The organism is Bradyrhizobium arachidis, from assembly GCF_024758505.1.
GTDB lineage: Bacteria > Pseudomonadota > Alphaproteobacteria > Rhizobiales > Xanthobacteraceae > Bradyrhizobium > Bradyrhizobium manausense_C.
In genome coordinates this window covers 6969354-6996125 of sequence record NZ_CP077970.1, presented here as the reverse complement: position 1 = coordinate 6996125, position 26772 = coordinate 6969354, and the positions used below count along the sequence as shown (strand labels likewise).

The window sequence follows — 26772 nt, the reverse complement described above, 5'->3', positions numbered from 1 at the left end:
TGAGAATTGCAGATGATCGCAAACAAGCGAAAAGCCGACCGTGTCCGGTTCGATCACAAGCATAATGTCAACATCATGGGTGTTGATGGAACATGGCAGCGAAGCTGCATTCTGCTCGACATTTCTACAACGGGTGCCCAGCTTGAGGTAGAGGGCTCGACCGAGCCGCTGAAGGCACAGGAATTCTTCCTGGTTCTATCCTCCACCGGCCTGGCATTTCGACGGTGCGAACTGATTTGGGTTGATGGCACACGCGTCGGCGTTCACTTTGTCACCGCAACGACAAAGGGCAAAGCGAACGCACCGAGACCCCTTGCTCCTTCACAATAAGAAGAGCCACTTATATGCAGCTTATTTCTTCTAGGATTATTCCCTTCATCGATACCCACTCTCTCTCAATCAGTCAGGCCAGAGAAGCGCTACTGCACGACCATCGCAAAGGCTTTATCCTTTACCTCTCCAGCGGTGAGTCATCATCGGCCACGGAAGAGCGTGTCTTGTTTCTAGGACCGCGAGAGGCGCTGATATGGCTCAACGAGCCTCCAGAGGATCAAGGATCGTTCTGCGTAAGAAGGCGAAATCACCGCGGCGTCCTTTACATCTGCCGCACGGCACAGGTAAATGGCGCTGACGGCATCGGAATTGGAGCTAAGGCTGCGCGAAACCCAGCTTCCGCGCCACTCGCTCCCCGACGGCTTCAATTGGCTCGAACGACGGAGCAGAAAATTCAATCGTCTTGAGCCGATGGTCACGTGCACGATCGCTCCAAGCACCGAGGTCAATCTCTCATCGGGAACGCCTGGTGGCCGTGGTGTCAGTGGAATAACTTCGATGATATGTCCAGCGCGTGCTCGGTTCCTGCGTCCCTGGGGCGGGAACGGTATAACGCATTTAAACGGCGTTTCCGCAGTCCCCGCTATCAGATATCCCGACCGTCTGCGCAAAACGTCCCGCATCGGCTCCGACTAGATCAATTCGTAGAGCTGTTGGCGTGTGTAAATTTTCATGCTGGCCTCTGTTCGAGGAAAGACATGACAAGTGTTGCTATCCAAGCAAGTTAGTTGGGAGGGAGAGACACAGTTCACATGAGTATCATCGAAATTGACGGGGAGCCGGAGGCGCGCATCGTGTCGTCGACTCGTTCAAGGGACGACTTATTCCATAGAATCTCATTTGCGAATGATGTGTGGTGCTTAGGCGGAAGCACATGTCTGCACCACTGATCAAGGTCCGTCTTTGGAACCATAGCTGACTTGCGGCCGTTCAAAATCTTGGACACGAGCATTCATGTAAACTACCAAGAAATGACGCTCTGGCCGTCTAGCTGGACCTACCATGCTGGAGTTCGATCTTTGAAAAGCATTTGGGCGGCCCTAGGGGCGTTCTTTGTCGGCCTTTTCGGTCTGATGATCTGGATCGGACTCACGTACCTTTACCGGCCGACGGATCTTTTAGTCTGCCAGGGCGAAAAAGAGGATGACTGCCCTTATCATACCCATTTCGTGAGTTGCGCCGACGGTCTAGAGGCAGTGGCAGCGAAGAACTGTCGCCGCTATGAGATCATGTTAGCCCCCGAGTTCCAGTCTATGGGCGGCAAATGCGATTATCGAACCACGCGCGTGATTTGTAAGCGCTGAGTTGGCTTGCGGATCATTCCTCCAAGCTTGAATTGTTACCATCGCGATGTATAACGGCGCTCGGGTGCTCGCTGCGTGCCGCAGCGACAGGTCAAGCGATGGTCGGGCCGCCTCGCGGAGCACGCGCGCCCCATGCTTAACCGACCGCCTTTCGAGGACATCTCCCGCTCCCAGCGCTTAGCAGAGCAGGCTATCCATACCCTGCAACGCTTCCTACACGTGGAGGCCGTTAGTGGCGGCGCGCTTATGGCCGCGGCCGCAGCAGCGCTCATATGGGCCAACTCGCCCTTCGCCCACAGTTATCACACACTCTGGGACCTGCCTCTTACCATCGGCATCGGTGAGTTCGCTTTTTCGCGATCGTTGCACTTCTTCGTCAACGACGCGTTGATGGTTGCCTTCTTCTTGGTTGTCGGGATGGAGATCCGCCGCGAAATCCATGAAGGGGCACTCAGTAAAGTAGACTACGCGCTTCTTCCCCTCATTGCCGCAAGCGGTGGGGTGATCGTCCCAGCGTGCATCTATCTCGGCTTTAACACCGATGCTGTTCGTGCCCAGGGATGGGCAGTGCCCACCGCGACCGACATTGCTTTTGCTGTTGGCGTGCTCACCTTGCTGGGGCGATCAATCCCGGTCAATATACGGGTGTTCCTGCTTTCTCTCGCGATTATCGATGACATCATCGCGGTTTTGGTCATCGCCTTCTTCTATACCGACACTCTTCATTTTGGTGGTTTTGTTGTTGCAGCACTTGGTATTCTCCTGGTGCTCGGCTTTCAGCGGATCGGTGTCGGTTCCGCACCCGCCTACATCCTGCCCGGCGCGTTGGTGTGGGTGGGCTTCTTTGTTGCCGGCATCCATCCGACCCTGGCTGGGGTCGTGCTCGGTCTGATGACGCCAGCACGGTCGATTCCCATGCGGGAGCACCCATTGGAGGTGGTTTCGCGCGTACTCAAGCAATTGCGAAGAACTGATGCAGTGGAGGCAAAGGACCCGCACCGGCTGGGGCAGCCACTCCGCGAGCTTCACGTGGCCCAGCGTGAGTTGTTGCCACCGGTGTCGCGGGTTCAAATGGTGTTGCACCCGTGGGTCGCTTACGGCGTGATGCCTCTATTTGCACTCGCAAATGCCGGCGTGAGTTTAACGGCGAGCGGACTCTACGGTGGGACACAGTTCATTCTGTTCGGCACGGCCCTCGCACTTGCGCTGGGTAAACCCTTTGGCATCGTCGCCTTTAGCTGGGTCGCGGTACGTCTTGGATGGTGTCGGCTTCCGCCTGGAGTTTCGTGGGGCGGCGTCTGGCTGGTCGGCCTGCTTGCGGGGATCGGCTTCACCATGTCGATCTTCATCGCGATGCTCGCCTTCTCCGACGAAGGATTGTTGAGGGCCGCGAAACTGGGCGTCCTCCTAGGGTCGCTTGTCGCCGCAACTCTTGGTCTTGGCTGGGGATTCAGTTCCCAGCGACGTTCGTGAAGGCACCGCAATGCCATTCAAAGCTCCCCACGTCTCGTTTGTTTCATTTGCCGTCGAGGTTTTATCCTCAGGAATAACTCAAGTGATGATCGTCGAAACAGACCTTCACTTGAATCCAAAGCATCCGTCATACAACCGCACGGCTGTCCACCAGCTCATTGCGGCCGTGCAGGACTATGCCAAGGCCAATATCGAAGGCGCTTTCGCCGTGCGGCTTGTTTCGACGCGGAGCGGCGAAATTTGAGCCAAGCGGCCATCTGTCGCGGGTTCCGTCAGCTCCTCGTAAGGGAACTTTGCTTAAAGGACTTTCATTCAGACGGGAGGATTTCGGTGCGCCGACAAAAGGCTTGGACGAAACAGGACGAGGCCGTACTGCTAGAAATGCGAGCTGCTGCTGCATCATGGGAGGCAATCGCCGCCTTCCTCGACCGCACCAAGATGTCGGTCGAGGTCCGCGCAGCAGAAATTAAGCGTCGCAACGCTGATATTAGTTGTGAAGCGTCCTAGCTAGCACTACTTTGGCAGAATGTGTTTGCGCCACTGTTTTTCAAGGATTTGTTTTCGGCAGTACTGCTGAGACGGCGGCCGAAGGATGAGATCGACGATGGCGTGACGTACGGCGGGCATGGTTGGTTGAGGCGGAGGCCCGTTGATTCTTTTTTTTCCGCCCCGCGTATGCGAGGCGACGATGTTGCAGGAAGGAGTAGGCAATCATTGTCATCAGGGCGTGGCGATGAAGACCTTGCCATGATCGCCCTTCGAAGTGATCAAGTCCAAGCTCCTCCTTCAACTGCTGATGCGCCTGCTCACAAATCCACCGTGCCTTGATGGTGGCGGCCAGCGTGCGCAGATCCGTCGCCGCCGGAAGATTGGCAAGATAGTATTTCTTCTCCCCGGAGGCACGTTGCTCGCCAATGAGCCAGGCTTCGTCGCCTGGGAGATGCTGCTGACCTTTATCCCATATCCGCTGCGGAGGGCCGTCGGCGGTCCGGACACGGAGAGCAGCAAATTGGGCTTTGAGCCGACCTTTCGTCCCGCTACGCCAGCTCACGGTTTTCCATCTGGCGCTGGCCAGCATTTGTTCTGCCGCAATCGATAAGATATCGGGCACGTGGTGCTTTCGTGGTTTCCCGCGGACTTTGGTAATCGGCCAAATGAGCTTCACATCGACCGGATACACTTTCAGGTGCCGAGGGATACCGACAGCCCAGGCCAGCCCGCGCTCTGTTAGCCCTTGTCGAAACGGTGCGCTAAGGCCGTATCCTGCATCCGCCAGCACACATCCAAGGCGCACGTTGGCTGCCATCGCGCGGTCAATCTCGGCCAAAGCAATCTCCGGCTTGGACCGTGGCGTTCGGTGTTCGACTGGCACGCGAGCGCGCTTCAAACGAGATATGTCGCTTGTCCAACTGTTAGGCAGAAAGAGACGTAACGCGACCATCACTGGCACTTCGCCGCGCGCAAGCGTTAAAGACACCAGCGTTTGGCAATTTGCCGTTTTACCGAGAGCCGACGCGTATTGAGCCGCAACACCGACCGAGCGCTCACCCTTCTTCGGCAGTGAGGTGTCATCAATAACCAGCACCGCATCCCTGCCGCCGACAAGTCGGTCCGCCTGGTTGAGCAGCTCTGTCTCCAGCGGCGTCGCGTCCCAGACACCGTCCGCAATGAAATGGTGCAACTGGTCGTAGTTGCTCGTGGCAAGGCGCTCCGCCATCGGCTGAACGCTCTTGCGATCGCCAGGACCGATCAATCCCGCAACATACAGAGGACACATCCGCTGCCGGGTCTTATGACCCAGCCGGTCCAAGAACGGCATCAGCCAGCGTTCGAGTTCGTCTTCCCATCCCGGCATGGTCAGCCCTCCAAGAGCCGACCACCCATGAATCATTGAAAAATGGATTCGGGAATCCTATAAAACGCGACAAAATCAACAATCTGCCAAAGTAGTGCTAGGGCGCGGACTCATAACGCGCGGCCAACCATAGCCGAATAGATGCGAGTTGGACAAAGGCAAGGTAGTTTCCCGCAAGCCTATCGTAGCGCGTCGCCACACGACGACATTGTTTGATCCTGTTGAAGAACCGTTCGACCTGGTTGCGAGCACGATAGAGATACGGACTGAAGCAGATCGGATCGCTGCGATTGCTTTTCGGCGGGATGTTTACCCAAGCGCCTTTTTTCATCGCAAGCTCTCTGATCCAATCGGCATCGTAGCCACGGTCGGCAAGCAACATTGACCCAGACTTCAGACGAGAGAGCAGTTTTCCGGCAAGTCAAACATCGTGTGTTATTCGGCCTGCAATATTGACCCCCTAAGCCGGGGGATCGGCGTCCATCATCGCCGAATTCCACCTGATGATCCGACGCAAGACCGAGGCGGGCCTCATCCCATGGATCGAGCGCGCCCGCGCCAGTCTCGTCGCCTCGTTCTCCAGCGGCGTCGCGAAGGATGAGGCGGCGGTACGGGCGGCGATCACTTCACCATGGTCCAACGGCCAGACTGAAGGTCAGATCACGCGCCTCAAGCTCGTCCGACGTCAAATGTACGGCCGCGGCAAGATCGATCTGCTTCAAGCCAGACTAATCGGTGCAGAATAGTCGGCGCTGCACCAAACTTGCGTCAGAGCCAAAATTGGAAGCCGATGAGGGGTCAAACTTGGAAGCCGATTGACAATCAGAACAAAGCGAAGGAGCCGAAGCCCTCCCGCACGGACGAACCTCAGCGGATCCTTTCGGACTACGCAGATGACCTGCGGGAGATTATTCGGAAGTTGCGCCGCAAGATGAATTAGTATCGCCTCGGTTGGCGGCCTCCGTTATACAGGGTGCGAGCCATCCCGCTGTTGGCCTTTAGTCGAAAAAAGGGCTGAGGCTATTGCGATTTCGGTTATCGGCGGTGGACCGGACGCGGGAGCGTACGTGCCTCGACTGCCGCTTGTGACCCATCGCGCTTCCAATTGGACGGTCGCGCTGGCCTATTCTGATCATCGAGTGACCTGATAGTTCCAAGCACAAGTAAATCACTGGCTCCTTCGGCTCCGTGGAAGTACATTGAGAACATCACCGCCCGGACCGTGGCCACTATCGGTGATGAGAACGCGCGTTGCGCTCCCGCCCTATAGGAGGAGCGCGACATGAGAGATCGCATCAGCCTTGCATTTTTCATCACACTTAGCATGCTTCCGGTCGCCATTATGATCGTCGCGGTATTCTGGCGGTAAGGAGCTCTCATCTGACAACCTCTTTCTTGTAGGCGACTGTGTAAGCGAGTGGCTGTCGTCCCCGGACTTCGGCCGCCAAAGCTCTCACTAGCAACTCCTGGGCAATGGGATCGTTATCCAGGCATCACCGGCCAAGACTATATCTGTAGGCGTCGGTGGCTGAGAGACCGCTTGCGCTCCCGCCTGCGTTTGGAGCGCCGAGATGACCCTTTATTTCTTTGACATGCGCGATGGGGCAGACCTCTTTCCCGATGAGGAGGGACTTGAACTACCCAATCTCAAAGCAGTGCAAATCGAAGCCGCACGAGCATTGGGCAGCATGACTAAGCAGACCTTATGGACGAAAGCGAAATCTCAGCTAGGCCATCAGATGGCAGTCGAAGTTCGCGACGCGGTCGGACCAGTGCTCCAAGCAAGTTTCACGTTCGAGATTGAACGACACAAGCAGTAGAGCCGCCTCGGTGGGCGCACTTTCCACGTCGACGACGGGCATTTGATCGCGACAGTTTCAAGCTGGCAGTGTCCCAGTTTGCCCTGTCGGGAACCACGCTACGGTGATACGGTTCGCCTCATCATCGCTCTGCCCTCGGCTGTTATCGGTGACTGAGAGTGTTGTGCTCCCGCCTGATCCAAGGGAGTTCATCACATGCCGGAATCTCGCTCCTACCCGAAGATCGAGCAATCTCGCTGCCCCAAGTGCGAGGTTCGCATGATACTGGTCGGTGTCGAGCCCAGCTTTGGTGGTCCCAATTTGCGCACACTTGAATGTCCAACGTGCGAACTGACCTACAAGGCGCTGGCAGAGGGACCAATGAAGTCGAGAACAAAGCGGTTAGCTCGAAAGCGAGCTAGCGTGGGGCAGCAAAGAAAGCAACCTCAATAAGGGCTAACCACTGGATCTCGGCGGAGGAGCGGCAAATGCTGTCAATCGAACAATGCAGAGCCTATGCGGCGGAATGCAAAATCCGAGGAGCTGATCCGAAAAATTCAGCACGCCGGTCTGCCGTGCTCATGAGCATTTCACGGAGCTGGACAGCACTAGGGCATCAGCTTGAGAACCTTGCGGATATCGTGAAATCGGAAGGAAAGTAAGGCCGCCTCGGTTGGCGGTTTCCATCATTTGGAATGTCGCCTGTTGGCCCGTCGCTGATGTCCAACCTAGATGTTTGATGGTCCGATGACCGTGTCAAAGCAGACATCGGCCCGTGGACGATTTCTTCCGTAGCATCTCATATCCGAACGGCATAAACCTGCCGGCTTTCACCCTCGCACTTTTTGCAATGCCGCCTCCAGCCTAACCCTTTCCTTTTCCCACCGGGCTTGTTGGGTTTGCGACTTCCTTTCGAGAACATTGATCTGCGCTTTTATTTCAGCAGCTTTCGTTTGGTACTTCTGACGGGCTGCATCCAAGGCGTTCTGGGCTTTAGAAATGGCGCGCTGCCGACGCTCTCGCTCCCTCTGCTGCACGGCAGCTTCCTTAACTCGCTCCTGTGCGCGGCGCTTTTCTTCGTTCTCGAAGGCAAGTGCGGCCCTTCGCTCGGCTTTCGGATCCTTGGGTCTCGTTGAATGCTTCGGTGGCTTGTGGTTCCTCGACTTGGGCTGCGCCTTTGTCGCATCGCCATCGTCCGCAAGATTTGTGGGCAACTCGGCTTGCTCTTTGTAGGGACCGGTTGACCCAACGGGGCGCTTGAGGACGACGCCCGGCACAGCCATGGCCGCCTCTATCACGTCGGCATCCTCGCTTTCCTTCGCGAAGCCTTGGTGAAAGAGATTGCTGTCGGCGCCCCAGGCTTGCAGGGCCGCCTTCATGGAAGGCGCCGCTATTACAAGGTCAAAGAAGCCTAACGAGGTTTGGTAGGTTTTCAGTTTCCTCGCCATCTGGGTGGTCTAACGGCCTCGCTGGATTTCGATTAGGCGGACTTGCGTTGCGGCTTGGCTGCGGGTTTTTTCGTTGCCTCCTTCGCCTGCTTCTTACCAGAGATTGGCATCAGCAGTTCCTTTTGCCCGGCTGCCGCTTTTCGCGGTTTCTTTGCGGACTTCTTCGGAGCCTTGGATTCTGCAGATGCGCCGCCGACGCTACGACGAAGGGCCTCCATAAGGTCGACAACGTTCTCACCGCGAGGCCGCTCCTTCGGCGTAATTGGCTTACCCGCGCGCTTCTGGTTGATGAGGTCGATCAGGGCGGTTTCGTATTGGTCCTCAAACTTGTCGGGTTCGAAACGGCCGGCCTTTTGATTTACAATGTGCCTGGCGAGGTCGAGCATATCCTTGGTGACTTTGACGTTCTGGATCTCGTCAAAGTACTCGTCTTCGTTGCGCACTTCGTAGGGGTAACGCAGCAGCGTGCCTACGAGGCCCTTTTCCAGAGGCTCGAGCGCGATGATGTGCTCGCGGTTGGTTAGGACCACGCGGCCGATGGCGACCTTATTCATCTCCTTGATAGTCTCGCGAATGACCGCAAAGGCGTCGTGTCCGACCTTGCCGTCGGGGCGAAGATAGTAGGGTCGGATCAGATAGCGCGGATCGATATCGGACTTCTCGACGAACTCGTCGATCTTGATCGTCCGGGTGGATTCCAGCGCGATCTCTTCGAGCTCCTCCTTCGTCACCTCAATGTACTGGCCCTTTTCGAGTTCATAGCCCTTTACGATGTCGTCGTTCGCTACCTCGTCGCCAGTGTCCGCGTCGACCTTGAGGTACTTGATGCGGTGACCCGTCTGCCGATTGAGCTGGTTGAAGGAAATCTTCTCGCTCTCGGAGGTGGCCGGAAACAACGCCACGGGGCAGGTCACGAGAGACAAACGCAGAAAGCCTTTCCAATTTGCTCGAGGGGCCATGAACGCGATACTCCGATAGGGCTGCTAGGATTCAAGACGAACAGGGGAGGCTAGTTCCGACAAGGTCGGCCCCGAATTTCTGCCCTTCCAGGCGCCGTCCACCCGCAAAGCGCGCCTGGTGCGGCCTCAGAAAATCATGCTAGCCGTATTCCCCCGGACTCGACATTTGTTCTTCTTATGTTCTAAATTGCGCCATGAGCGATCGACCCGCGAGTTGGCGCATGCAATCCCCTAAGCAAATGGAAAAACTTGCCTTTTCGGCCGACGGGCAGGCTCGGCCGGCAAGTTCTTCGGAATCGATCGACGAGTTGCCGCCGGAATATTGGGAGGCCGTCCTGAGCGATCCGCGCCTGGGTGCAGAGGCGCCCGGACCGGCGATCCAGACGCGGCGGCTATCCGAAATCCAACAACACGTGCTGCGGGTCACTTGTCGCCGATGTGACCGTATCGTCGAAATGCAAAAGGCAGATGCGGTCCGCATGTATGGCCCAAAGGCCCTCTGGAAGGATGTCGGGCAGCGGCTCCTGGACCACACGTGTCAGCAGCGAACCGGGCGTCATGAGGAGGACGGCTGCTGGCCTGCTTTCGACCGCTCTTAATCATCTTGCGCTGCCGAAGGACCGCACCGGATGGCGCCGAAGCATCATCCAACGCCGCTTTCTGGAGGCGATCGAAAGGTTTTGAAGACGGAGCTGGGCAAGGCGCGCGCGATGACGACCATTCTCGCCGCGCAATCTGCTGAGGCCCGGGCGAAGGGGGACGCGCTGATAAGGCAGGCGGACAGGCTGCTGTGCGAAAGCTGGAACGAGCGAATGTGGGCGGATGGCGAGCCGATCGACCCGTCGCCGACAATCGATCAGGCGATCAACGGCGGCTATCCCTGGCTCGAGATTCGGTGCTCGCGTTGCAAGACAGCGCGGGACGTCGACTTGGCGACGCTGCCGCATGTCTCCACGACCTTCGTCCACGACCTCGCTGGCAGGCTCCGCTGCAGCAAATGTGCTAAGGCCGGTCGTCGCCCCGCCGCCACCCTCCTCCAGCTCACGCAGCGGCCACGCCATGCCGCTCCGGAGACGTGATCATGTGTAATCTCTACTCCATGACCAAGAACGTCGACGCCATTCGCCGACTGTTCGATGCTCTCAACAACCGCGTCGGCAACCTGCCTTCGATGCCCGGCATCTTTCCGGACTATCCGGCTCCGATCGTTCGCAACGCAGCCGACGGCCATGAGATCACCATGGCCCGCTGGGGCATGCCCTCCTCTCGGCAGGCGTTATTGAACGCCACCAAGAAGCGGGCGCAAAAACTCGAAGCCAAGGGCACGTCAGTCGACTTCAAGGAATTGTTGCGAATGGAACCCGATTCGGGAACGACCAACATCCGCAACGTCGGCAGCGCCCACTGGAAACGATGGCTTGATCCGGAGCATCGCTGCCTGGTGCCGTTCACCTCATTCAGTGAGTACGACACCATCGATGGCAGGAAGGTGCCGGTGTGGTTTGCACCCGACGAAAGCCGCCCCTTGATCGCTTTTGCAGGCCTTTGGACCAACTGGACGAGCGTCCGCAAGGCAAAGGAAGGCGAAGTCACCATCGACGTCTTCGGTTTTCTGACCTGTGATCCGAATGCCGAGGTGAAGCGCGTTCATCCGACGGCGATGCCTGTCATCCTCACGACGAGCGAAGAGTACGATGTCTGGATGCGCGCCCCCTGGGACGAGGCCAAGGCGTTGCAGCGCCAGCTCCCAGACGGGGCACTCAAGATCGTCGCGAGCGGAGAAAAAGAAGATCCCGCTGCCTGACTTTTGCACAGAGGGCTGGAACAGGGGGACAAGCGTGAGCTCTCGTCATTTCGAATCCCTGGTCTGTGCTAACCGCCGGGAACGAGGAGGGGTGCTAAGGATTCCTTCCGGGCGGAGCCATCTTGATGCTGATGACGAGGGAAAGACGGCCAGGATTCTGGACATTGCGGGGCTGGGCGATCGCCGTCTTGAACGACGCCGGTGCCATCCGCGAGTGTGAGGCGCACGGCTGGATGCAGGATCGCGCCGATCCGCATGCCCGCGAGCGCGCCTTCGAGATCGCCCGCCGCAATCCGCCGCATGGCATCTGAAGCGCCCAAACAACACAGCGGCGACGATGACGGGGCTCGGCTTTTGGGCATTGGTTGTCTTGTTACTCGTATCATGCGCCCACCCAATTTCCGAAACACGGGCCGCCGAAAACTCGGGGTGCACCATTCGGCTTCAGCAATTCGTTCACGAGTTAGAACTTCTGTTTCCGCACGCGACCTCGGTGTATCCGATCCAAGCTCTGTTCAGTAGGTATTTTCCGCTTGGCGGATGCGAGGCAGACGAAATCTTGCCGATTTGCAAGCAGTCAAAGTATTGCTCTGACCAGAGTGTGGACGCTAAGCGTCTCATAATGGTGTTTGAAGAGGCTCAACGGCGCCTGTATGTGCAAAGTGCGATCGATCGACGGTCGAAGAACACAGAACTTCCGTTCGTCATAGTGAGGCCTTAAACGTCCCGCGCGGTGGCGTGATGTCGGCGTCTGGCCCGTTTGAGACATGCCGGGGCGGTCTGACGATGTCCGTTCACAGGGGTAGACCGGAAGAGAACGGCACGCGGCCGAAGTGACGCGATTGACCCGGAGCGGACCTGTCCGACCTTCCGAAATGGCAGTTTTTGTATCTCTGTCGATCGCCTGCATCACCCGATATGAATTCGGCGATGTTCGACGGGAGTGACCGACTGGCAGAGATGATGAATCGCGTGGGCGCTCTCCCATGAATCGAAAGAGCGCCCCCGACACCCTTTGGCGCGATTGAACCGCAAGGAGACGCGATCATTTATGAATGCAGCGGCCTGATGTTTTGGTTGACACGGAAGAAGTTCGTCGGATCGTATTTGCCCTTCAAGGCGACAAGGCGATCGTAGTTGTCGCCGTAAGTGGCCTTGAGCCTACTGTCGTCCCCATCGTCCATCATGAAATTCACGTAGCAGCCGTCAGCCGAGTAGGGATGCACGGCCTCCCAGTAGCCCTTGGTCCAGCGCGTGATCTCTCCCGCCTTCTGCGGGTTCGGATCAATGCCGGCGATCACCATCGACCAGGTCGCGTTGCGCGCGTTCCAGGCGGTATCGCTGCTGCCGATGCGCTGGACGGCACCGTCGATCGGATAAAGATGCATGAGCGAAAGCGCGCTCGGCAGTTTCTGTGCTTGGGCGATGTGGGCGTCAATCGCTTCGTCAGTCAGTTCTTTCACGAAATCGCCGCGCCAGTACCATTGCAGGCCCTTCGGGAGGAACGGATCAAACATGGACTGGAGGGTTGGATAGGGCATTTCGGCCATCCAGTTGAAGAGCGGCGGAGGCAGCTCACCAAGCAACTTGGCGATGACCGCCTGTCCATCTTCTGTCGGGCCATTGTAGCAAGCGATGATGGCGCAGGCGCGCTTGCCCTGATGCTCCGCCGGGAACGGGTCCACCGGTAGAACGGTCTTCAATCCGACAAAGGCCCCGAGCTCCTCGGGGGCGCCAGGCAGAAAATCCCTGTACTTCTGCATGACAGTCCGGGCATTTTCGAGATCCCAGAAGACAGGACCGGCATAGACCATGTTCACCGGATGAGCCTGGAACAGGAAGCTCGTGACGATTCCGAAATTGCCACCGCCGCCGCGCAATCCCCAATAGAGGTCAGCGTTCTCCGATTTGTTCGCAGTGACGATGCTGCCATCGGCGAGCACGACATCCGCCTCCAGCAGGTTGTCGATGGTGAGGCCATGCTTGCGAGTGAGGTATCCAGTACCACCACCAAGCGTGAGGCCCGCGATACCGGTAGTCGAGACTATGCCGGCCGGCACGGCGAGCCCATAGACATGCGTAGCATGGTCGACATCGCCCTGGGTGCAGCCGGGGCCGACGCGGACGGTGCGGGCCGTGGGATTGACCCGCACGCCTTTCATCATCGACATGTCGATCATCAGCCCCTCGCTGACACTACCAAGTCCCGGCCCGTTGTGTCCGCCTCCGCGGATCGCAACCTGGAGGTCGTTCTGCTTGGCAAAATTCAGGGCCGTGACAACGTCGGCGACGTCAGTGCATCGCGCGATAAGCATGGGACACTTATCGATCATCCCGTTATAGAGGCTCCGCACGACGTCATAGTCGGCGTCGGTTCGTCTGATGACCGGGCCGCGCATGTTGCCGATGAAGGTTTCGGTGGCCATGGCTTGCATCACGTCCTCCTGTTTCACGCATGATCGGCTAGTTCAGCTTAAGGTTACTCCCAACTTCGGGCCTTAGCCATTGGCAACGATAGCGCATGGCCCTCAACGCATTTGCCAAACGAGAAGATGGATGAGGACGCCAAATGGCGGCCAAGATCACTGCGACGAACTATCATTGCGCGTCGAAGCAGTTCACTAAGGTCCTCGACGGCGCTGTGGATATGTCCAGCGAGACTGACCTATTGATCACCAACGGCGAGCGCGCCTGTTTCGTGATGCGAGCTGCAGCCACTTTCTCAAGCCTTTGCGGCGCTGGTCCAAGGGGATCGTTGGAAAGACGCCATGGGTATCAAATTTGGCAAGCGGTCACACTGCGGATGCGCCAGTCGCCGCTGTGTGGGATTAGCCCGTCGACATCGCCTGCTCGATTGTCGCAACGCTCAGCTTGTGGCCAGCCTGTCCTGCCTGGCTTTGCAGACGCCGCAACTCCGCCAATATGCTGTCACCGCATCGCCCACGACCGATGTCCGCCAGCGCACGCCCTCGCGCGATGAAGAAATTGCTCCATGGGAGTGGCTCCGGTTCGGTAAACGCCGCTAGTGACGCAGCATAACGGTCGACAGCACTCCAGTCACGTCCGCCGAGTGCTGTCTCAATGGCGTCTCGATAGAACCAAAGATGATTGTGTCCAACACAGCCTTCGCCCAGGATGCTCTCGCCTTCGCGCAATGCTTTCCGTTGCTCCGCCGGGTCTTCCGCGGCAAGGGCCCGTTCGGCCAGGATACGCGGTCCAAAGAACAAGAGTCCCGTCTCACGGCTCACAGCCAAGGCTTCATCAAGCAGATGGCTGGCTTCGAGCCGTTGCCCCTCAGCCCGCATAATCTTTGCGAGATAGGTGAGGTTTTCCGGCACGAATCGCCGAGCGCCGATGCGCTCAATGAGCTTGCCGGCTTCTAGCAGTTGGTCGCGGGCACGCTGCAGCTCGGCCATGTCATACAATGCAAACGCCGCTATGTTCCGAGCGAGCAACTCCGCCCGCTGGTGGCCAACGCGCACGGCCGCTTCAGCGGCCGCCAGAGCGTCCTCCGCAGCTGCAGGCAACTCGTTTGCATATTGGCGTGTTAGTGCAGCCATATTGAGATTGGCGACCTCAATGCGGCCGAAGCCGTGCTGGCGGCTCACAGCTACGCACAGGTCGAAGTTTCGATGTGCGGTTAGCATGCGGCCTCGAACATACGCAGCATCGCCCAATCCACCCAGCGCTTGAGCTTCGCACTCAGCGGAGCCGGCTTGCCGCGCGTAGCGCAGCGCCAGCTCATGCTGCTCGACGCAGCCCTCGATTCTGCCAAGTGGGAAGTACAGATTGCCCCGAAGATGGTGAATTCGCGATAGCTCGACGATCAGGTCCTCGGCGGTCGCGAGCGCCTGGGCTCGGTCCAAGGCTTGAAGTGCGTCTTGCATTTGGTCGCTGATCCGCATGACGGTGGCCAAGCCGATCCAGGCCCGGCAGCTCTCAACGTCATCTCCGGCGACTTCGAGCGCTCGTTCAAAGGCTTGGCGCGCCTCGGGGATTGCGCCGAGATCATGTAGAAGCTCACCTCTAAAATGAGTCACCGCGTAGATATCGGCCCGCTCGATCGCTAGAGCATGGCCCCGTTCGACTAGGCGCAGCGCGCGCTCATTATGGTAGGCCGCGGCCTGCGACCGTGCTGCCCACAAATACGCCTGGGGTGCAGCCGGATCAGCAGCCCGGTCGAGATGAGCTGCACGAAGCACGGGGTCTGATTCTGCGAAGCAGGCTGCGGCCTGTCGATGCAGCTCCCTGCGATTTGTGGTTAGCAGCGAGGAATATATCGCTTCCTGGACGAGGGCATGAGAAAACAGAAAGTCGTTGCCATCGGAGCGGACAAGATCCTGCTCGATGAACCTCGTGCAGACGTACTGGTCGTTGTTGACGAGATGGCGCAGGACATCAAGTGAGAAGCGTTGGCCCAGCACTGAGGCGGCTTGCAACGCCTGTTTATCCGTCGGTTCGAGTGCATCCATCCTCGCCTGCACGAGGCTCTGAATTGATCCAGGAATGCTATCCAGATCGCTGTCCACACCGCTTCGTAGGAGCTGCTCCAGAAATAGCGGGTGTCCTTCGGATCGTTTGACGCACGCGAGGGCAAACACCTTGCTCGCATCGCTGTACTCGCCCGCGAGTGCTAGAGCGTCCTGCTCGCGGAGGGGACCGAGGTCAATTGTAATCAACGGCGCGGCTCGTGTCCGGCTGCGCCACATTGGATCGAGTTGGTCTCCTTCCGTGCGTGAGGTCATCACCAGGACAAAAGGACATAACGCGGTGAGCATTGTCAGCTCAGCCGCGTGCGCAAGGGTGACTGGGTCGGCCCAGTGTAGATCTTCAATTGTAACCATTTGCGAACTGCGGGCGCTCAGCCGACGGAGCAACTGCGCGACGGTCTTCTGTTTCCCGCGGTTGCGGGCCGCGTTATCCATGGCGTTATACAGCGCCCGCAGCTCCGTTGGTTGCGGCAGGTCCAGCAGATCGTTCAAATACACTAGCTGGTCCGAATCTAGGAGCTCCTCTGAGAGAGCCCGTTTCGCCGCAGCGCGGGCGGCCGTCTCAGCCTGTCCGGAGCATTCCAGACAGCTGCGGACAATCGCCCGGATCGCGTCCTGCCCTTTACCGACACCGAAATCGAGTACAAGACCAAGATGACAAGCGAAGTTCTGACTAGAGGCGATCCGCTGGAATTCCTCAACCAGCCGTGTCTTGCCGATACCAGCCTCGCCGCGGACATAGAGGGCGAGCCCGCTACCCGCTTCCCGGCAACTCGCAACAATCCCGCTGAACTGACCCAGTTCGCCCTGTCTGCCCACCAACCGCCTGTGAATTCGGTGCGAACCGCTGCTCCGCAGGCCTCGCACGCGCCAGACCGGGACCGGCCGGTCAAGGCCCTTGATGGAAATCGCGCCGACATCTTCGCCATCGAGGCGGTCCAGCAAGGACTGATAGACTGCATTGGAGGTAAAAGTTTCGCCAGGTCCAGCCTGCGCCGTCAGCCGTGAGGCAAGATTCACTGTATCGCCTGTGACAGTGTACTCTTGGCGCTCGCCACTGCCGGTTTTGCTCGCGACCACCTGGCCAGAGGCGAGCCCGACATGGACCTTCAAGGTCCGCCCGGCTTTCTCGCTGAGACTCTGCATGGCGGGATGAATGGCGAGCGCTGCGCGCACCGCCCGTTCTGAATCATCGCTGTGGGCGGTGGGCGCGCCGAAGACGGCCATCACGCAATCGCCGATGTGCTTGTCTATCGAGCCGCCGTAGCTCACGACGATGTGGTCGATGACCTCAAAATAGGAGTTGAGAAGGCCATGCGTCTCCTCCGGATCGAGGACACTACTGAGACGGGTGAAGCCTGACAGGTCGGCAAAGAGGACTGTAACCTGTCGCCGCTCACCCAATATCGATTGGTCACTTACGCGCGCCGTTCGGAGGTCAGGCTCGGAGGCGGCTATTGCCACAGCAGCGCCGCAGCCGCCACAGAATTTCACATTCGGCTGGTTGAGGAAGCCGCACTGTCGGCATGAAACCGGCAGTGCGCAACCGCACTCGGCACAGAACCGACGGTCTGAACTGTTTTCCGTCCTACAGCTTGCACAGCGCATCCTGGAGCCCTCGCTGGCGACGGCCATTCGCAGGCCTAGTTATGCTGCGGTTCATGCGAACAGGTGGCTCTTGCTCCGGCTTGGATTCTAACTAATCTGGCGTCTCGGGTCGATGCTTTTCGCTGCGTGCCGCCCTCAACCGGATCCCGGTATGTGAGTGCGCTCTTCCGGCTCAAGCCAAGTTGGATCTTACAGTCAACCTCAAGACCGCTAAGGCGCTCGCTCTCCCATCGCGTGCCGATAGGGAGGTCGAGCGGAAAGTGGCCACTTCCGTTAGTGGCCCTTCGCTGACTTGCATCCAAACGGTTCCGATGTCTGGTTCTGAGGTAAATGCGGACGCGCCGCTTGCGTGCGGAGGGAGGGCTGTGAGGACTTGCGTCAGCCGCCCAAAGGCCGAGTTCTTCAACAACATCACATATGCGAATGCAGCCTGCGCGCCAAAGTGCTGCAACACTGGAATGGGGCCTGATTGCCGCCGCGTGTCAGCGTGCGCCGGTCTAAACACGCTGACACGCTATCTATTCGGCCAGTGAAAACTCGACCGGCCTGATGGGCTCCAGACGGGTTCGCCGCCATCCCCATCACCGCAATTGATCCGCCCCAACGTGCGGCTTCTCCTGCGGTCCCCGCGCTTGAAGGGTCCGGGTCCCCTTACGCAGCTTCGCTTGGCAACGTCGACGTCATTTCGGCGATCTTCTGAAATTCGACAAATAGCTCAGGCTGAAACTGTTCAAGGTAGCGCGCCACGCGGTCATTGGTGATCAGCTTGCGCAGATATCCCTTTACGACGGTGAGATGGAGGTGATCCTGGCCGTACGAATCTTGGATCGACGATATCGCTTCCTGCAATCGTGAAAGCTCCCGCTCCATGCGCGCAATGGCCTCAGCCGTCATACCCCTCAATCGCTTTGACGTCTGCGGGGTAACCAGCTGGGCTTGTGGCGTACCTGCCAAAATGGCCGACGCGTAGCTAACAGAAAAATTGTTGGCATTGATGAGGAGTTCAGCGGCCTCAATCTGACGAAGCGGGTTCATTTTTCGTAGAACGTCAAAGACGGCCAGCGGACACATCTTGTCCTTTAACAAGCCAACGACCTCTTCGCAGATTCCGTCGAGCAACTGAACCTTACGCGCTATGCTGCGAACGTTGATGTCTAAAGCCCTTGCTATTTTGTCCTTGGGAACGTTTCGCTCAATTGCTTTTGCGATCATTCGCTGCTCCTGAACCGGAGACAGACGGCTAATCCGCTTATTGTATGTGAAAGCCTCGTCGTCGGTCGAGATCAGGCATTCCACCTCTGTCTGACCTAGATCTCGGAGCACTTCGATCCGCAAATGGCCATCAAGCAGAAGGTAGGAATTGGTATCTCGGGCATCTCGAATTACCACTGGCGGTTCGACAAGTCCGATCTCGCGAATAGATGCTGCAATCTGGCGGTACTTATGACTGGATTTGGTGGTCTTTTCTATCGCCTTCACAGGCAGTATTGAAGCGATGGGTACGACGACGCAATCGGAGCCGAATGCCTGGGCGATGGTAGGTGAGACGTCCTGACCTGCTGGTTTGCTCATATCGCCGATCCATCAGCTATCCGCTGCTCCAGAAACGCTGGCATCGAATCGAGACTTTCAGCCCTCAGCAAATTGGCGAAATTTTCATCGTCGCGTAGTGCTCGGATGGCTTCGACAATGAAGAGAAGGCGACTTTGGGTGACCTCGGCCTTCTTGACGAGCAGCTTTTGGCGGTCAGCCTCTTGTCGGTAGACGCGGATAATCGATTCGCCGGTGAGTGGACGCTTTGCGCCGCGTCGTCCAAATCTGCTATCATGTATTTGTTTTCCGCGGCGCCGTCGCTGCTCAATGATTCTCCGTACAGCAACGAGCTTCTTTCCGCGTAACTTGTTTTCTGTGTAGGCTTGTGTCAAAGCTGTTTGGACATCCTCATCGCTCGATTTTGCAATCTCGATCGCCATATTCAGTGGAAGGATACCTGCCTCGACGGCAGTAACGAGACGTTCTTCACCTTTCTCCAAAAGGGTCCCGATCATATGAATATACTCAACACTGACGCCGATCTTTGGCGCAATTTCCCGGTCGCTATATCCGCGGCCGCGTAGGGTGCTGATATCCTGTAACAGGTCGATCGCTCGATGCTGGCGTCTTGCGCAGTTCTCAACGAGGCTCATGACCAGGCAGTCACTTTCCTCGGCTTCAATGACGATGGCAGGAATCTCCGTTTGACCGAGCTGAATGAAGGCTTCAATTCGGCCCTGGCCACAAACTAGGTCGTAGCTTGCCGAATCCGCCTCGCTCTTTCGCGGGCTGACGGTAATCGGACGTTTGAGCCCGACGTTAGCGATGCTTTGGACGATTTCCTGAAAATTTCGACGATTTCTCACTCGCGGATTTAGAAAGCGAATCTGGTCAATCGGGATGGTCCTTACGTGCTTGGGATGTCTGGGTTTAGGATTGGTCATGCTGCCTCCCGAAATGACGTTTGGGTTGCCATCGAATAGAGAAAGTCGAGCGTTTCGAATCTGTAAGCATCCAGCGATAGCCCGTTGTCTTCCGCCATCCGGATCCGGCCGGCATTCATGTCGATACTGGGAAGAACGTAATAGTCGAGCGGTTGTTCGTTCGAACGATCGAGGCGTACGGCAATCGTGACGTCCGGAGCGAGACCCGTGTCAAACCGGATTTGCCATCGAAGTGCGCCAGCCTAGGTCTCGAAGGACCTTGCGAGCACGATGGATGCTGTAAACTCTCGATTGATTGAGAGCAGATGACTTATGGGATCACAGACGACGAATCCGCCGGCGTTCTCGAGCCCCGCTACAATTTCGGCCAATATTGCATGAAAGGATTCGCGTATATGTCGGTTGATCTCAATGTATCGATAATCGCGATCTGGCTCGTATCCTATAAGGCTATAGGCCCTTAACAGACTGCCAAATCGGGATCTGTACAAGCTCGACGACGGCATGCCGTCGCGCTCATCGATGATGAGACCGGACAACGCCCCTTCTTCGTCAAGAACAGCTTGGAGCAAGGAGAGCAATTCTTCATCGGAGTAGTGATTGCCGCGCTGGTCTATGATGACTCTCGCGCGCTCAAAGAGAGCTCGGTCTACAACCGATGGGAAGACACCGTCAGCTCGCACCCAGGTATCTCGCCGATTGACCACGCGGCGTTGCTTTAGTTTGTAAGAAACGCGATTAAAGACGTTGTTGCCGATGTATTTCTCGTTAGTCAAAATTTGGTGGATCGACGCGCGTGTCCAGGGACGACCAAGATCGCTCATTATCCCCTGTTGATTAAGCGCGACGGCAATTTCACTTTCTGACTTACCTTCTTCAACGAACATTGAGTAAATGCTGTGCACGTGCTCGATTTCTTCGAGCGGACCAAGGGTCAGAACGACACGGTCGGTCTGAAGGCTCTTTCGGTCGCCACGCCCCAGCTCGCCTTTTGGGTTCCGACCCTCGTCGATTAAGAGGCGTCGCAGGCCGAATCCCGCAGGACCGCCTTGGCGAAAGCCGTGTTCGATGAGGCGGCATTGCCCAGCAAAAACCTTGACGGATAGCTCACGGCTGTATTCGCCAGCCATAACCCGTTTGACGTTCTTGAGAAGTATCGAGCCGATGCTGCCGTCATTATCGAATTGCTCGCCGCAATAATGAACTCGGATCCCAGCGCGCGAGCAGACGTGCTCATAATACGCACCTTCATCCGCATCCTGAAATCGTCCCCACCGGCTGACGTCGTACACCAGGATTGCGTGAAAGCCGGCTTTGCCGGATTGCACGTCCTGCATTAGAGACTGCAACCCGTCACGACCGTCCATTCGCAAACCGCTACGGCCGGAATCTTCAAAGACACGGACAATCGTGTAGCCGCGTTGCTCGGCATAGTGACGGATCGTATGGAGTTGATTTTCGGTAGAGTACTTCTGCAGATCGGTCGACATCCGGACGTAGGCGGCAGCTAGAGAAGGCCTTTCTCCTCGACTTAAGTTTTTTCCGAAGCTTTTGATTTGCCTTGTCAATCAGCACCCCATTCCAACGCGATATTGTCGGCCGCACCCAAGGCGCTCAGGAGTTACCCGCCTGATGATATGAGACAGGAGCGTGGAATGTCGTTTCCAAAAAAGGGAAGTCCTTTCCAAAAAGCGGCGGACACGGCGGTGGAGTTTTCAGCCTTGACGACCATGCTTTCGCGATGAAAATTGCAGCGGCATTGAGCTTGGAATTCAAAGATCGAAACTCGCGCGCAAAGTTGATTGCGGGTTGGACGGGTGCGAATGAGCGCACGGTCAAGAATTGGATGTTGGGACGGTACGCACCCTGCGGCCGACACCTGGTCATGTTGGCCGAGCACTCAGACCAGGTGCTAAATGCCATTCTGTCGATGGCAGGTCGGCAGGAGTTGGTCCTAGCTTGCAAAGTTGTGGATCTGAGGCGAAAGGTGTTTGAATTGGCGGATATCTTGGGGAAGCCCAATCCCTAGCCGACACCCACCGAATTGGTGGACTAGATCGGGCGCGGGACGCTCGCTGGTGTCCTTAGGCACCCCCCTTGCCACAACGAAGCCGGCCTCCGCGCTGAGGACAGCATGGCCTTGGGAAGGCCTCTCGCCCCCCAGGCAGGCCTAGAAAGGTCCTAGGGCACGCCGGCGCTTCCGACCGTCCGGTCAAAGGGCACCTAATCCGCCAGAGTACCTGGGAGTACTTGGACGACGCGGAGAAGGTTCGATCCCAGTTCCTCTCCCTCCGCCACCCTGCGTTTCGAACGTCCTCTCCGCATTAGTCTAAGCGCTTGTTGTTGCTGATTTGGCTCGCCTTTTTGCCGGCGGACCGTACTCAGAGGGTCGGGCTTTTACCGACTCCTTCTCCAATGCCCGTGTTTTCTCCAAAGCTCTGTACTTCGCGGGCGCGTAACGGAAGACAAAAGCTATTGAAACCAAGGGCATTTTCCTCATCGGAATAGCAGAAGAATTCGTATTTCACTCGGCGGCCAAGATCGTCAAAAGCTCGGTCGACCATTTAGGATATATACAACCCGCTTATTGGGCCCGCCGGTGTCCCGTTTTGCATAGGCTGTGGGTACGTTCGCCCGTTGTATTGCCAAGACCTGACGGGGGCGAGCGCCGCCTATGCCTCGGCTTCTTGTTTCGACCCGGTCCGGCCGAGACCAACGCCCTCAGCGCAGCCGAGTCGCACGGGAGCGTGCGCGGGCGAAGACATCCTGACTCCTCCGGCGCGGTTCTCAGTAGGCACTTCCAAGGCTCCGGGAAAAAACGGAAACTTTCCGGATCGTGCTGAGTTGGCAGCGACTGGTTTCGATCCTCGGAGCGCGAGAATGGTCAACGAGATCGCGGTGAGAAGGGCGGCAGAGACGGCTTGGACGGTGTACCGTTCGACGCACCCGGAAGTCGACGCTCAGGACAGCTGCCGCTGCCTCCTCGAGCGCCATCTGCACAGGAGATGGGAAGAGCGAGAGAGCGATGCCGAAGAACTCGCCGGCTTCGGACTCGCCTACCTGCACGGGCTTCCCACGGACGAATGTTAGGGTGGATGAAAAGGCTCGTGACGCGAGTGGCCGGCGAAAGCACAAGGCCCAGCTGGACGCTGCTCACGATTTCATATCTCATTTCCGCGGCTATCGTGTTGGTCCTGCGGTCCGCGTTTGGGGCTTAGCCGATGCGGATTGCCCAGCTTGCTCCATTGGCCGAGAGCGTCCCTCCGAAGCTCTACGGCGGCACGGAGCGGGTCATCGCCTGGCTGGTCGACGAGCTGGTCGGCTTTGGACACGATGTCACCCTCTTTGCGAGCGGCGACTCCCGCACCAGCGGAAAGCTCCACCCCGTGTGGCCGCGCGCGCTGCGCCTCGGCCGGAGGGGCGCGGATCCGAACGCCGCCTGCACGTTGCTGATCGAAGCCATCGCCAAGCGCGCAGGCGACTTCGACGTGATCCACTCCCATGTCGACTGGCTGCCCCTTCCGGTGCTGCGCCGGACGGGCATCCCGTTCCTGACGACCATGCACGGTCGGCTAGATCTGCCCGGCTTGTCGGACGTCGCTCGCCAGTTTGCCGAAGCAAGCTTCGTGTCGATTTCCGACGATCAGCGCCTGCCGCTTCCGGACGCGCGTTGGATCGGAACGATTCAGCACGGTTTGCCCAAGGACTCGTTCCAGCCCTGCTACGAAGTTGGTCGGTACGTGGCCTTCCTCGGGCGCCTGACTGCGGACAAGGGTCCTGAAGATGCCATACGCATCGCGCGCGCCGCGCGGATGCCACTGCGGATCGCCGCGAAAATCCCGCGCAGCGAGACCGCTTTCTTCAAGAAGAAGCTCGAGCCCCACATCGATGGCGAGAAGATCCAGCTCGTGGGTGAGGTCGACGAAACGAGGAAGCAGCCATTCCTCGCCGGCGCCGCGGCGCTATTGTTTCCTATCAACTGGCCGGAACCGTTCGGTCTCGTCATGATCGAGGCGATGGCCTGCGGAACACCCGTCATCGCCTACCGCTCCGGCTCCGTGCCTGAAGTGGTCGAGGACGGCGTGACCGGCTTCATCGTGGATGGCGAGGAGCAAGCGATCAAGGCTGTGAAGGAGTTGGCGCGGCTGGACAGAAGAAAGATTCGGTCGCGGTTTGAGGAGCGCTTCACCGCGAGCCGGATGGCTAGAGCGTACGAAAGCCAATACCGCAAGCTGATCGATGACGCTAGTTGCACCGAGCGTGAGTGCGCTTCGAAGCCGCAACGAACGTGAAGGAGTCCGTGAATCCGTCGGAACGCAAGGTTAGAGATAGCGATTTCCTTTCACCCTGAACCGCAGGTGTCATCGGGAACAAGTGGCAATCTCGGAGCGTTGGGGCCGGGCATCCAGACGGGTGCTGACTCAGTTGGAGGAGATGATCGATGAAAAGTATTCTTGCCATTGCTCTGCTCGGCGGCGCCGTGATCGGTAGCGCAGCGTTCGCACAATCGACCCAGCCGGCGGATCGTGCCGCGCCGGCGGCGACCAGCCAGCCGGCCAATGCGCATGTGGCGCTCAAGGGAAGTTGGCGCGCCTCCAAGCTCATGGGCCTGAACGTATATAATGAGGCCAACGAGAAGCTTGGCGACATTAACGAGCTGCTCGTCGACAAGAGCGGCAAGATCAACGCTGTGGTGATCGGCATTGGCGGCTTTTTGGGTATGGGTGAGCACGACATCGCGGTGTCCATCGACAAGCTGAAATTCGTGGAGGAGCCGGTGCGGACGAGTTCGACCAGCACCTCGACCACGGCCCGCGATACGACCACCGGCGCGGCGCCGACGACCACCACCAATCGCACCACAAACGATTGGGTTCCGGACCACGCCGTGATGAGCGGCAACAAGGAGCAATTGAAGGTGCTTCCGCAGTTCAAATACTCCGACTACAATTAAGTAGAGCGAGTGCGCGGTAAGACTGAGGGCCCCAATTGGGGCCCTTTTGCTGCTTTGGAGCCAGTTGCAGACTCCCATGCACGCATCGGCAGGCATGGAAATGGCTCGTCCGGGTCGCCGGACGAGCCGTTCCAGGCGGCCCGCCGATGAAGATCACCGCCGGCTGCTCTCTACTTCTCACTCTTTCGAGCGAGCATCGACCCGTCCGAAATCCTTACTGCTCGGTGCAGACCTTGACGGTCTTCACGGCGGACTCGGCTTCGGTCTTGGTCTTGTAGATGCCGTCGCCCACGACCGTCGTCGTGGTCGTCGTCGGCTTGGTATCGACGATGGTGCACTTCTTGGTGGTCGCATCGCGCACGATGTAGAACTCGGCGGCGCTGGCGGCCTGTGTACCCAGGGCGAAAGCGGCGAGGGCGCCGCACACGATTAGCTTCTTCATGATGTTGTCTCCTCCATTGGCTCGCAAGTCGTCATTGCCAACGACGAGGTTTATCCGATGTTCCAGTTGTTCCTGGGCGAGCGCATCACTGTGCGCGCGCCAAGCGAGGCGAGGGCGCTTGCCGAACTTTCCCGCACAGGAACCCGCGCATTCGTCGGATGTTGTTTGGCACGACATTCAGGAGGTTTCAGATGAACAAACGCTTATTGTTAGCCACGACTGCTGCAGTCGCGATCGCGACATCGGCCTTCGCGCAATCCTCTCCGAACACTTCGAGCTCTAATCCGCCGGCCGCTCAACGTCAGCAGGATTCCACCACGACGCCTTCGGGATCCGCACAGACCACCAATCCGCCGACCAATTCGGCCCAGCCACAGCCGCCGGCCTCGACCGGCCAGAGCGCTGCGGGCCAACCGTCGAATTCCGGCACCGGCACCAACACCACGCAAGCGCCGACCTCGGGCAACCAGTCTAGCCAGGCGCAGACCAACCAGCCCGCCAACCAGACCAATCCGCCGTCGAACCAGGCGCAGACCAATCCGCCTTCCAACAACCAGGCTCAGAGCGCAAACCCGCCTGCCTCAACCGGCAATCAGGCGCAATCGCCGGCGGCTAGCGGCGGCTCGACCAACACGGCTCAGCAGCCGAACAGCCAGCAGAACACGGCCGATCGGTCGTCGAACACCAACGTGAATGCGTCGGTCAACATCAACGACCAGCAGCGGACCCGCATCAGCGCGTCCATCTCGCATCTCAATGTCCAGCCGCTGAACAGCGTGAACTTCTCGCTGTCGGTCGGCACCGCGGTCCCCCGGGATGTGCGCCTGCAGCCGCTGCCAGCCGAGGTCGTCGAGGTGGTGCCGCAGTATCGCGGCTACAACTTCGTCCTGGTGAAGGACGAGATCGTGATCGTGGAGCCATCCAGCTATAAGATCGTCGCCGTCCTGCCGTACTCGGGCCGCTCCACGGCGGCAGCGCCGGCACGCACCGAGCAGCGCAAGACGACCTTCAGCGACCGCGATCGCGACGTGGTTCGCAAGCACGCCAAGGCGCGTCCGGTCGAGCGCGAGCGGGGTACCACCGGTAGCACGGTGCGAACCGAGATCCGCAGGGGCGAGCGGGTGCCGGAAGGGATGGCAATCGAGACGTTCCCAGAGGAGGTCTATCGCGATGCGCCGACCTTGCGGGAGTACCGGTACATCAACCGGGATAGCCGCACCTATATCATCGAACCCCAGGAACGCATGATCATCGAAGAGATCGATTGATTTAGCCAGAAGGAGAAACGTCCATGAAGACCCTTGCACTGGGAATCTTCGCCGCCACCCTTCTGGGATCGGCCGCGATTGCCGCCCCGCTCAACCCTGCCGCCATTGGTTCGACCGAGGTCTCCGGCGTCGACCAGGTGCGGCTGGTCTGTAACGAGTACGGCCGCTGCTTCCGGGCCCGCGGCCCCCGTTACGTCCAGCGCTATTACGGCGGTGACGACTACGTCGTTAGGCGCAGCTATGGATACTATGGCGGTCCCGGCTACTACGATCGCGGCTACGGCTACTACGGCGGCGGGCCGAGCATCGGCTTCAGCTTCGGCACCCGGAGCTGGTGAACTGAACGAACAATGGGTCGCCCTCCGGGGCGGCCCATTTCCGCTTGGATGACATCTTCGGGCTGGCCTCGGGCGGCTGCATCATCAATACACAGTGGAGAAAGAAAGCGGCTGTCTCTTCGGCATTCGCGTTATAGGTGTCACGAACTGAGTGGCCCTCCTACAGATTAAGATACAGCATAGACGCGAGAACCGTCGCAAAGATGCCCAGTCCCACGAT

At 58.4% G+C, this 26772-nt stretch carries 21 protein-coding genes and 4 pseudogenes; 14 read left to right on the top strand and 11 right to left on the bottom strand.

Features of this window, described 5'->3' with window-relative positions:
* Positions 1 to 12: 12 nt before the first annotated feature.
* From KUF59_RS32475 to KUF59_RS32465, 3 genes are all read left to right on the top strand, one after another.
* Positions 13 to 330: a PilZ domain-containing protein gene (locus KUF59_RS32475; RefSeq protein WP_212458701.1), complete on the top strand. Its 318-nt coding sequence runs from the start codon at positions 13 to 15 to the stop codon at positions 328 to 330.
* Positions 331 to 1769: 1439 nt separating this feature from the next.
* On the top strand, positions 1770 to 3110 hold the full coding sequence (nhaA, locus tag KUF59_RS32470; protein WP_212458700.1) for a Na+/H+ antiporter NhaA: 1341 nt from the start codon (positions 1770 to 1772) through the stop codon (positions 3108 to 3110).
* Positions 3111 to 3192: 82 nt separating this feature from the next.
* Entirely contained in the window at positions 3193 to 3354 is a 162-nt protein-coding gene (locus tag KUF59_RS32465; protein ID WP_258767429.1) for a hypothetical protein, read from the top strand.
* Between the two features lie 303 nt (positions 3355 to 3657).
* Here KUF59_RS32465 and KUF59_RS32460 read toward each other — a convergent pair whose 3' ends face one another.
* Positions 3658 to 5001, bottom strand: a complete 1344-nt coding sequence (locus KUF59_RS32460) for an IS701 family transposase (protein ID WP_212458698.1) — start codon at positions 4999 to 5001, stop codon at positions 3658 to 3660.
* Between the two features lie 61 nt (positions 5002 to 5062).
* Positions 5063 to 5386 (bottom strand): annotated as a pseudogene (locus KUF59_RS32455) (transposase); the annotation flags it as partial.
* Positions 5387 to 5504: 118 nt separating this feature from the next.
* On the opposite strand from KUF59_RS32455, the pseudogene KUF59_RS32450 reads away from it, so the two are divergent.
* Positions 5505 to 5711 (top strand): annotated as a pseudogene (locus KUF59_RS32450) (ISL3 family transposase); the annotation flags it as partial.
* A gap of 825 nt (positions 5712 to 6536) precedes the next feature.
* Positions 6537 to 6785, top strand: coding sequence for a DUF6894 family protein (locus tag KUF59_RS32445; protein WP_212458697.1), 249 nt, complete (start codon positions 6537 to 6539; stop codon positions 6783 to 6785).
* Positions 6786 to 7594: 809 nt separating this feature from the next.
* On the opposite strand, the gene KUF59_RS32440 is transcribed toward KUF59_RS32445, so the two are convergent.
* Together KUF59_RS32440 and ku are read right to left on the bottom strand one after the other, a co-directional pair.
* The gene (locus tag KUF59_RS32440; RefSeq protein ID WP_212458696.1) at positions 7595 to 8212 is read right to left on the bottom strand and encodes a cell envelope biogenesis protein TolA; all 618 of its coding nucleotides are present in this window, start codon (positions 8210 to 8212) and stop codon (positions 7595 to 7597) included.
* A gap of 32 nt (positions 8213 to 8244) precedes the next feature.
* Positions 8245 to 9171, bottom strand: a complete 927-nt coding sequence (ku, locus tag KUF59_RS32435) for a non-homologous end joining protein Ku (protein WP_212458695.1) — start codon at positions 9169 to 9171, stop codon at positions 8245 to 8247.
* Between the two features lie 194 nt (positions 9172 to 9365).
* On the opposite strand from ku, the gene KUF59_RS32430 reads away from it, so the two are divergent.
* The 4 genes and pseudogenes from KUF59_RS32430 to KUF59_RS32415 form a co-directional block, all read left to right on the top strand.
* Positions 9366 to 9770 carry a hypothetical protein gene (locus KUF59_RS32430; protein ID WP_212458694.1) on the top strand — a complete coding sequence of 135 codons (405 nt, stop codon included), beginning with the start codon at positions 9366 to 9368 and terminating at the stop codon, positions 9768 to 9770.
* 30 nt (positions 9771 to 9800) lie between these two features.
* Positions 9801 to 10250 (top strand): hypothetical protein, encoded by a 450-nt coding sequence (locus KUF59_RS32425; RefSeq protein ID WP_212458693.1) that lies wholly within the window; start codon positions 9801 to 9803, stop codon positions 10248 to 10250.
* Positions 10251 to 10252: 2 nt separating this feature from the next.
* Positions 10253 to 10975 carry an SOS response-associated peptidase gene (locus KUF59_RS32420; RefSeq protein WP_212458692.1) on the top strand — a complete coding sequence of 241 codons (723 nt, stop codon included), beginning with the start codon at positions 10253 to 10255 and terminating at the stop codon, positions 10973 to 10975.
* A gap of 125 nt (positions 10976 to 11100) precedes the next feature.
* Positions 11101 to 11283, top strand: a pseudogene (locus KUF59_RS32415) (hypothetical protein); the annotation flags it as partial.
* Between the two features lie 741 nt (positions 11284 to 12024).
* Here the strand turns inward: KUF59_RS32415 and KUF59_RS32410 are convergent.
* The 6 genes and pseudogenes from KUF59_RS32410 to KUF59_RS32390 form a co-directional block, all read right to left on the bottom strand.
* The gene (locus tag KUF59_RS32410) at positions 12025 to 13410 is read right to left on the bottom strand and encodes an FAD-binding oxidoreductase (protein ID WP_212458691.1); all 1386 of its coding nucleotides are present in this window, start codon (positions 13408 to 13410) and stop codon (positions 12025 to 12027) included.
* Between the two features lie 393 nt (positions 13411 to 13803).
* Positions 13804 to 16869: an adenylate/guanylate cyclase domain-containing protein gene (locus KUF59_RS32405; RefSeq protein WP_212458690.1), complete on the bottom strand. Its 3066-nt coding sequence runs from the start codon at positions 16867 to 16869 to the stop codon at positions 13804 to 13806.
* Between the two features lie 126 nt (positions 16870 to 16995).
* A pseudogene (locus KUF59_RS44405) lies at positions 16996 to 17073 on the bottom strand (hypothetical protein); the annotation flags it as partial.
* A gap of 651 nt (positions 17074 to 17724) precedes the next feature.
* On the bottom strand, positions 17725 to 18645 hold the full coding sequence (locus KUF59_RS32400) for a plasmid partitioning protein RepB C-terminal domain-containing protein (RefSeq protein ID WP_212458689.1): 921 nt from the start codon (positions 18643 to 18645) through the stop codon (positions 17725 to 17727).
* On the bottom strand, positions 18642 to 19550 hold the full coding sequence (locus tag KUF59_RS32395) for a plasmid partitioning protein RepB C-terminal domain-containing protein (protein WP_258767428.1): 909 nt from the start codon (positions 19548 to 19550) through the stop codon (positions 18642 to 18644). The genes KUF59_RS32400 and KUF59_RS32395 overlap by 4 nt, the downstream gene beginning before the upstream one ends.
* A gap of 242 nt (positions 19551 to 19792) precedes the next feature.
* Positions 19793 to 21118 carry a recombinase family protein gene (locus tag KUF59_RS32390; RefSeq protein ID WP_309500883.1) on the bottom strand — a complete coding sequence of 442 codons (1326 nt, stop codon included), beginning with the start codon at positions 21116 to 21118 and terminating at the stop codon, positions 19793 to 19795.
* Positions 21119 to 22430: 1312 nt separating this feature from the next.
* On the opposite strand from KUF59_RS32390, the gene KUF59_RS32385 reads away from it, so the two are divergent.
* From KUF59_RS32385 to KUF59_RS32375, 3 genes are all read left to right on the top strand, one after another.
* Positions 22431 to 22640 carry a hypothetical protein gene (locus tag KUF59_RS32385; RefSeq protein WP_212458687.1) on the top strand — a complete coding sequence of 70 codons (210 nt, stop codon included), beginning with the start codon at positions 22431 to 22433 and terminating at the stop codon, positions 22638 to 22640.
* Between the two features lie 131 nt (positions 22641 to 22771).
* Positions 22772 to 23842: a glycosyltransferase family 4 protein gene (locus tag KUF59_RS32380; RefSeq protein WP_212458686.1), complete on the top strand. Its 1071-nt coding sequence runs from the start codon at positions 22772 to 22774 to the stop codon at positions 23840 to 23842.
* Positions 23843 to 23991: 149 nt separating this feature from the next.
* Complete coding sequence (locus tag KUF59_RS32375) at positions 23992 to 24504, top strand: PRC-barrel domain-containing protein (RefSeq protein ID WP_212458685.1); 513 nt, start codon at positions 23992 to 23994, stop codon at positions 24502 to 24504.
* Positions 24505 to 24718: 214 nt separating this feature from the next.
* On the opposite strand, the gene KUF59_RS32370 is transcribed toward KUF59_RS32375, so the two are convergent.
* The gene (locus KUF59_RS32370; protein ID WP_212458684.1) at positions 24719 to 24946 is read right to left on the bottom strand and encodes a hypothetical protein; all 228 of its coding nucleotides are present in this window, start codon (positions 24944 to 24946) and stop codon (positions 24719 to 24721) included.
* Between the two features lie 191 nt (positions 24947 to 25137).
* Between KUF59_RS32370 and KUF59_RS32365 the strand changes: the two genes are divergently transcribed.
* Entirely contained in the window at positions 25138 to 26214 is a 1077-nt protein-coding gene (locus KUF59_RS32365; RefSeq protein ID WP_212458683.1) for a DUF1236 domain-containing protein, read from the top strand.
* A 23-nt stretch (positions 26215 to 26237) separates the two neighbouring features.
* On the top strand, positions 26238 to 26552 hold the full coding sequence (locus tag KUF59_RS32360; RefSeq protein WP_212458682.1) for a hypothetical protein: 315 nt from the start codon (positions 26238 to 26240) through the stop codon (positions 26550 to 26552).
* Positions 26553 to 26772: the final 220 nt, after the last annotated feature.

What these genes read in the sequence shown, in the direction of transcription:
- KUF59_RS32475 (WP_212458701.1), top strand. Translation starts at nt 13, where the DNA reads ATGATCGCAAACAAGCGAAAAGCCGACCGTGTCCGGTTCGATCACAAG.
- nhaA (WP_212458700.1), top strand. Translation starts at nt 1,770, where the DNA reads ATGCTTAACCGACCGCCTTTCGAGGACATCTCCCGCTCCCAGCGCTTA.
- KUF59_RS32460 (WP_212458698.1), bottom strand. Translation starts at nt 5,001, where the DNA reads ATGATTCATGGGTGGTCGGCTCTTGGAGGGCTGACCATGCCGGGATGG.
- KUF59_RS32445 (WP_212458697.1), top strand. Translation starts at nt 6,537, where the DNA reads ATGACCCTTTATTTCTTTGACATGCGCGATGGGGCAGACCTCTTTCCC.
- KUF59_RS32440 (WP_212458696.1), bottom strand. Translation starts at nt 8,212, where the DNA reads ATGGCGAGGAAACTGAAAACCTACCAAACCTCGTTAGGCTTCTTTGAC.
- ku (WP_212458695.1), bottom strand. Translation starts at nt 9,171, where the DNA reads ATGGCCCCTCGAGCAAATTGGAAAGGCTTTCTGCGTTTGTCTCTCGTG.
- KUF59_RS32430 (WP_212458694.1), top strand. Translation starts at nt 9,366, where the DNA reads ATGAGCGATCGACCCGCGAGTTGGCGCATGCAATCCCCTAAGCAAATG.
- KUF59_RS32425 (WP_212458693.1), top strand. Translation starts at nt 9,801, where the DNA reads ATGGCGCCGAAGCATCATCCAACGCCGCTTTCTGGAGGCGATCGAAAG.
- KUF59_RS32420 (WP_212458692.1), top strand. Translation starts at nt 10,253, where the DNA reads ATGTGTAATCTCTACTCCATGACCAAGAACGTCGACGCCATTCGCCGA.
- KUF59_RS32410 (WP_212458691.1), bottom strand. Translation starts at nt 13,410, where the DNA reads ATGCAAGCCATGGCCACCGAAACCTTCATCGGCAACATGCGCGGCCCG.
- KUF59_RS32400 (WP_212458689.1), bottom strand. Translation starts at nt 18,645, where the DNA reads ATGAGCAAACCAGCAGGTCAGGACGTCTCACCTACCATCGCCCAGGCA.
- KUF59_RS32395 (WP_258767428.1), bottom strand. Translation starts at nt 19,550, where the DNA reads ATGACCAATCCTAAACCCAGACATCCCAAGCACGTAAGGACCATCCCG.
- KUF59_RS32385 (WP_212458687.1), top strand. Translation starts at nt 22,431, where the DNA reads ATGGTCAACGAGATCGCGGTGAGAAGGGCGGCAGAGACGGCTTGGACG.
- KUF59_RS32380 (WP_212458686.1), top strand. Translation starts at nt 22,772, where the DNA reads ATGCGGATTGCCCAGCTTGCTCCATTGGCCGAGAGCGTCCCTCCGAAG.
- KUF59_RS32375 (WP_212458685.1), top strand. Translation starts at nt 23,992, where the DNA reads ATGAAAAGTATTCTTGCCATTGCTCTGCTCGGCGGCGCCGTGATCGGT.
- KUF59_RS32370 (WP_212458684.1), bottom strand. Translation starts at nt 24,946, where the DNA reads ATGAAGAAGCTAATCGTGTGCGGCGCCCTCGCCGCTTTCGCCCTGGGT.
- KUF59_RS32365 (WP_212458683.1), top strand. Translation starts at nt 25,138, where the DNA reads ATGAACAAACGCTTATTGTTAGCCACGACTGCTGCAGTCGCGATCGCG.
- KUF59_RS32360 (WP_212458682.1), top strand. Translation starts at nt 26,238, where the DNA reads ATGAAGACCCTTGCACTGGGAATCTTCGCCGCCACCCTTCTGGGATCG.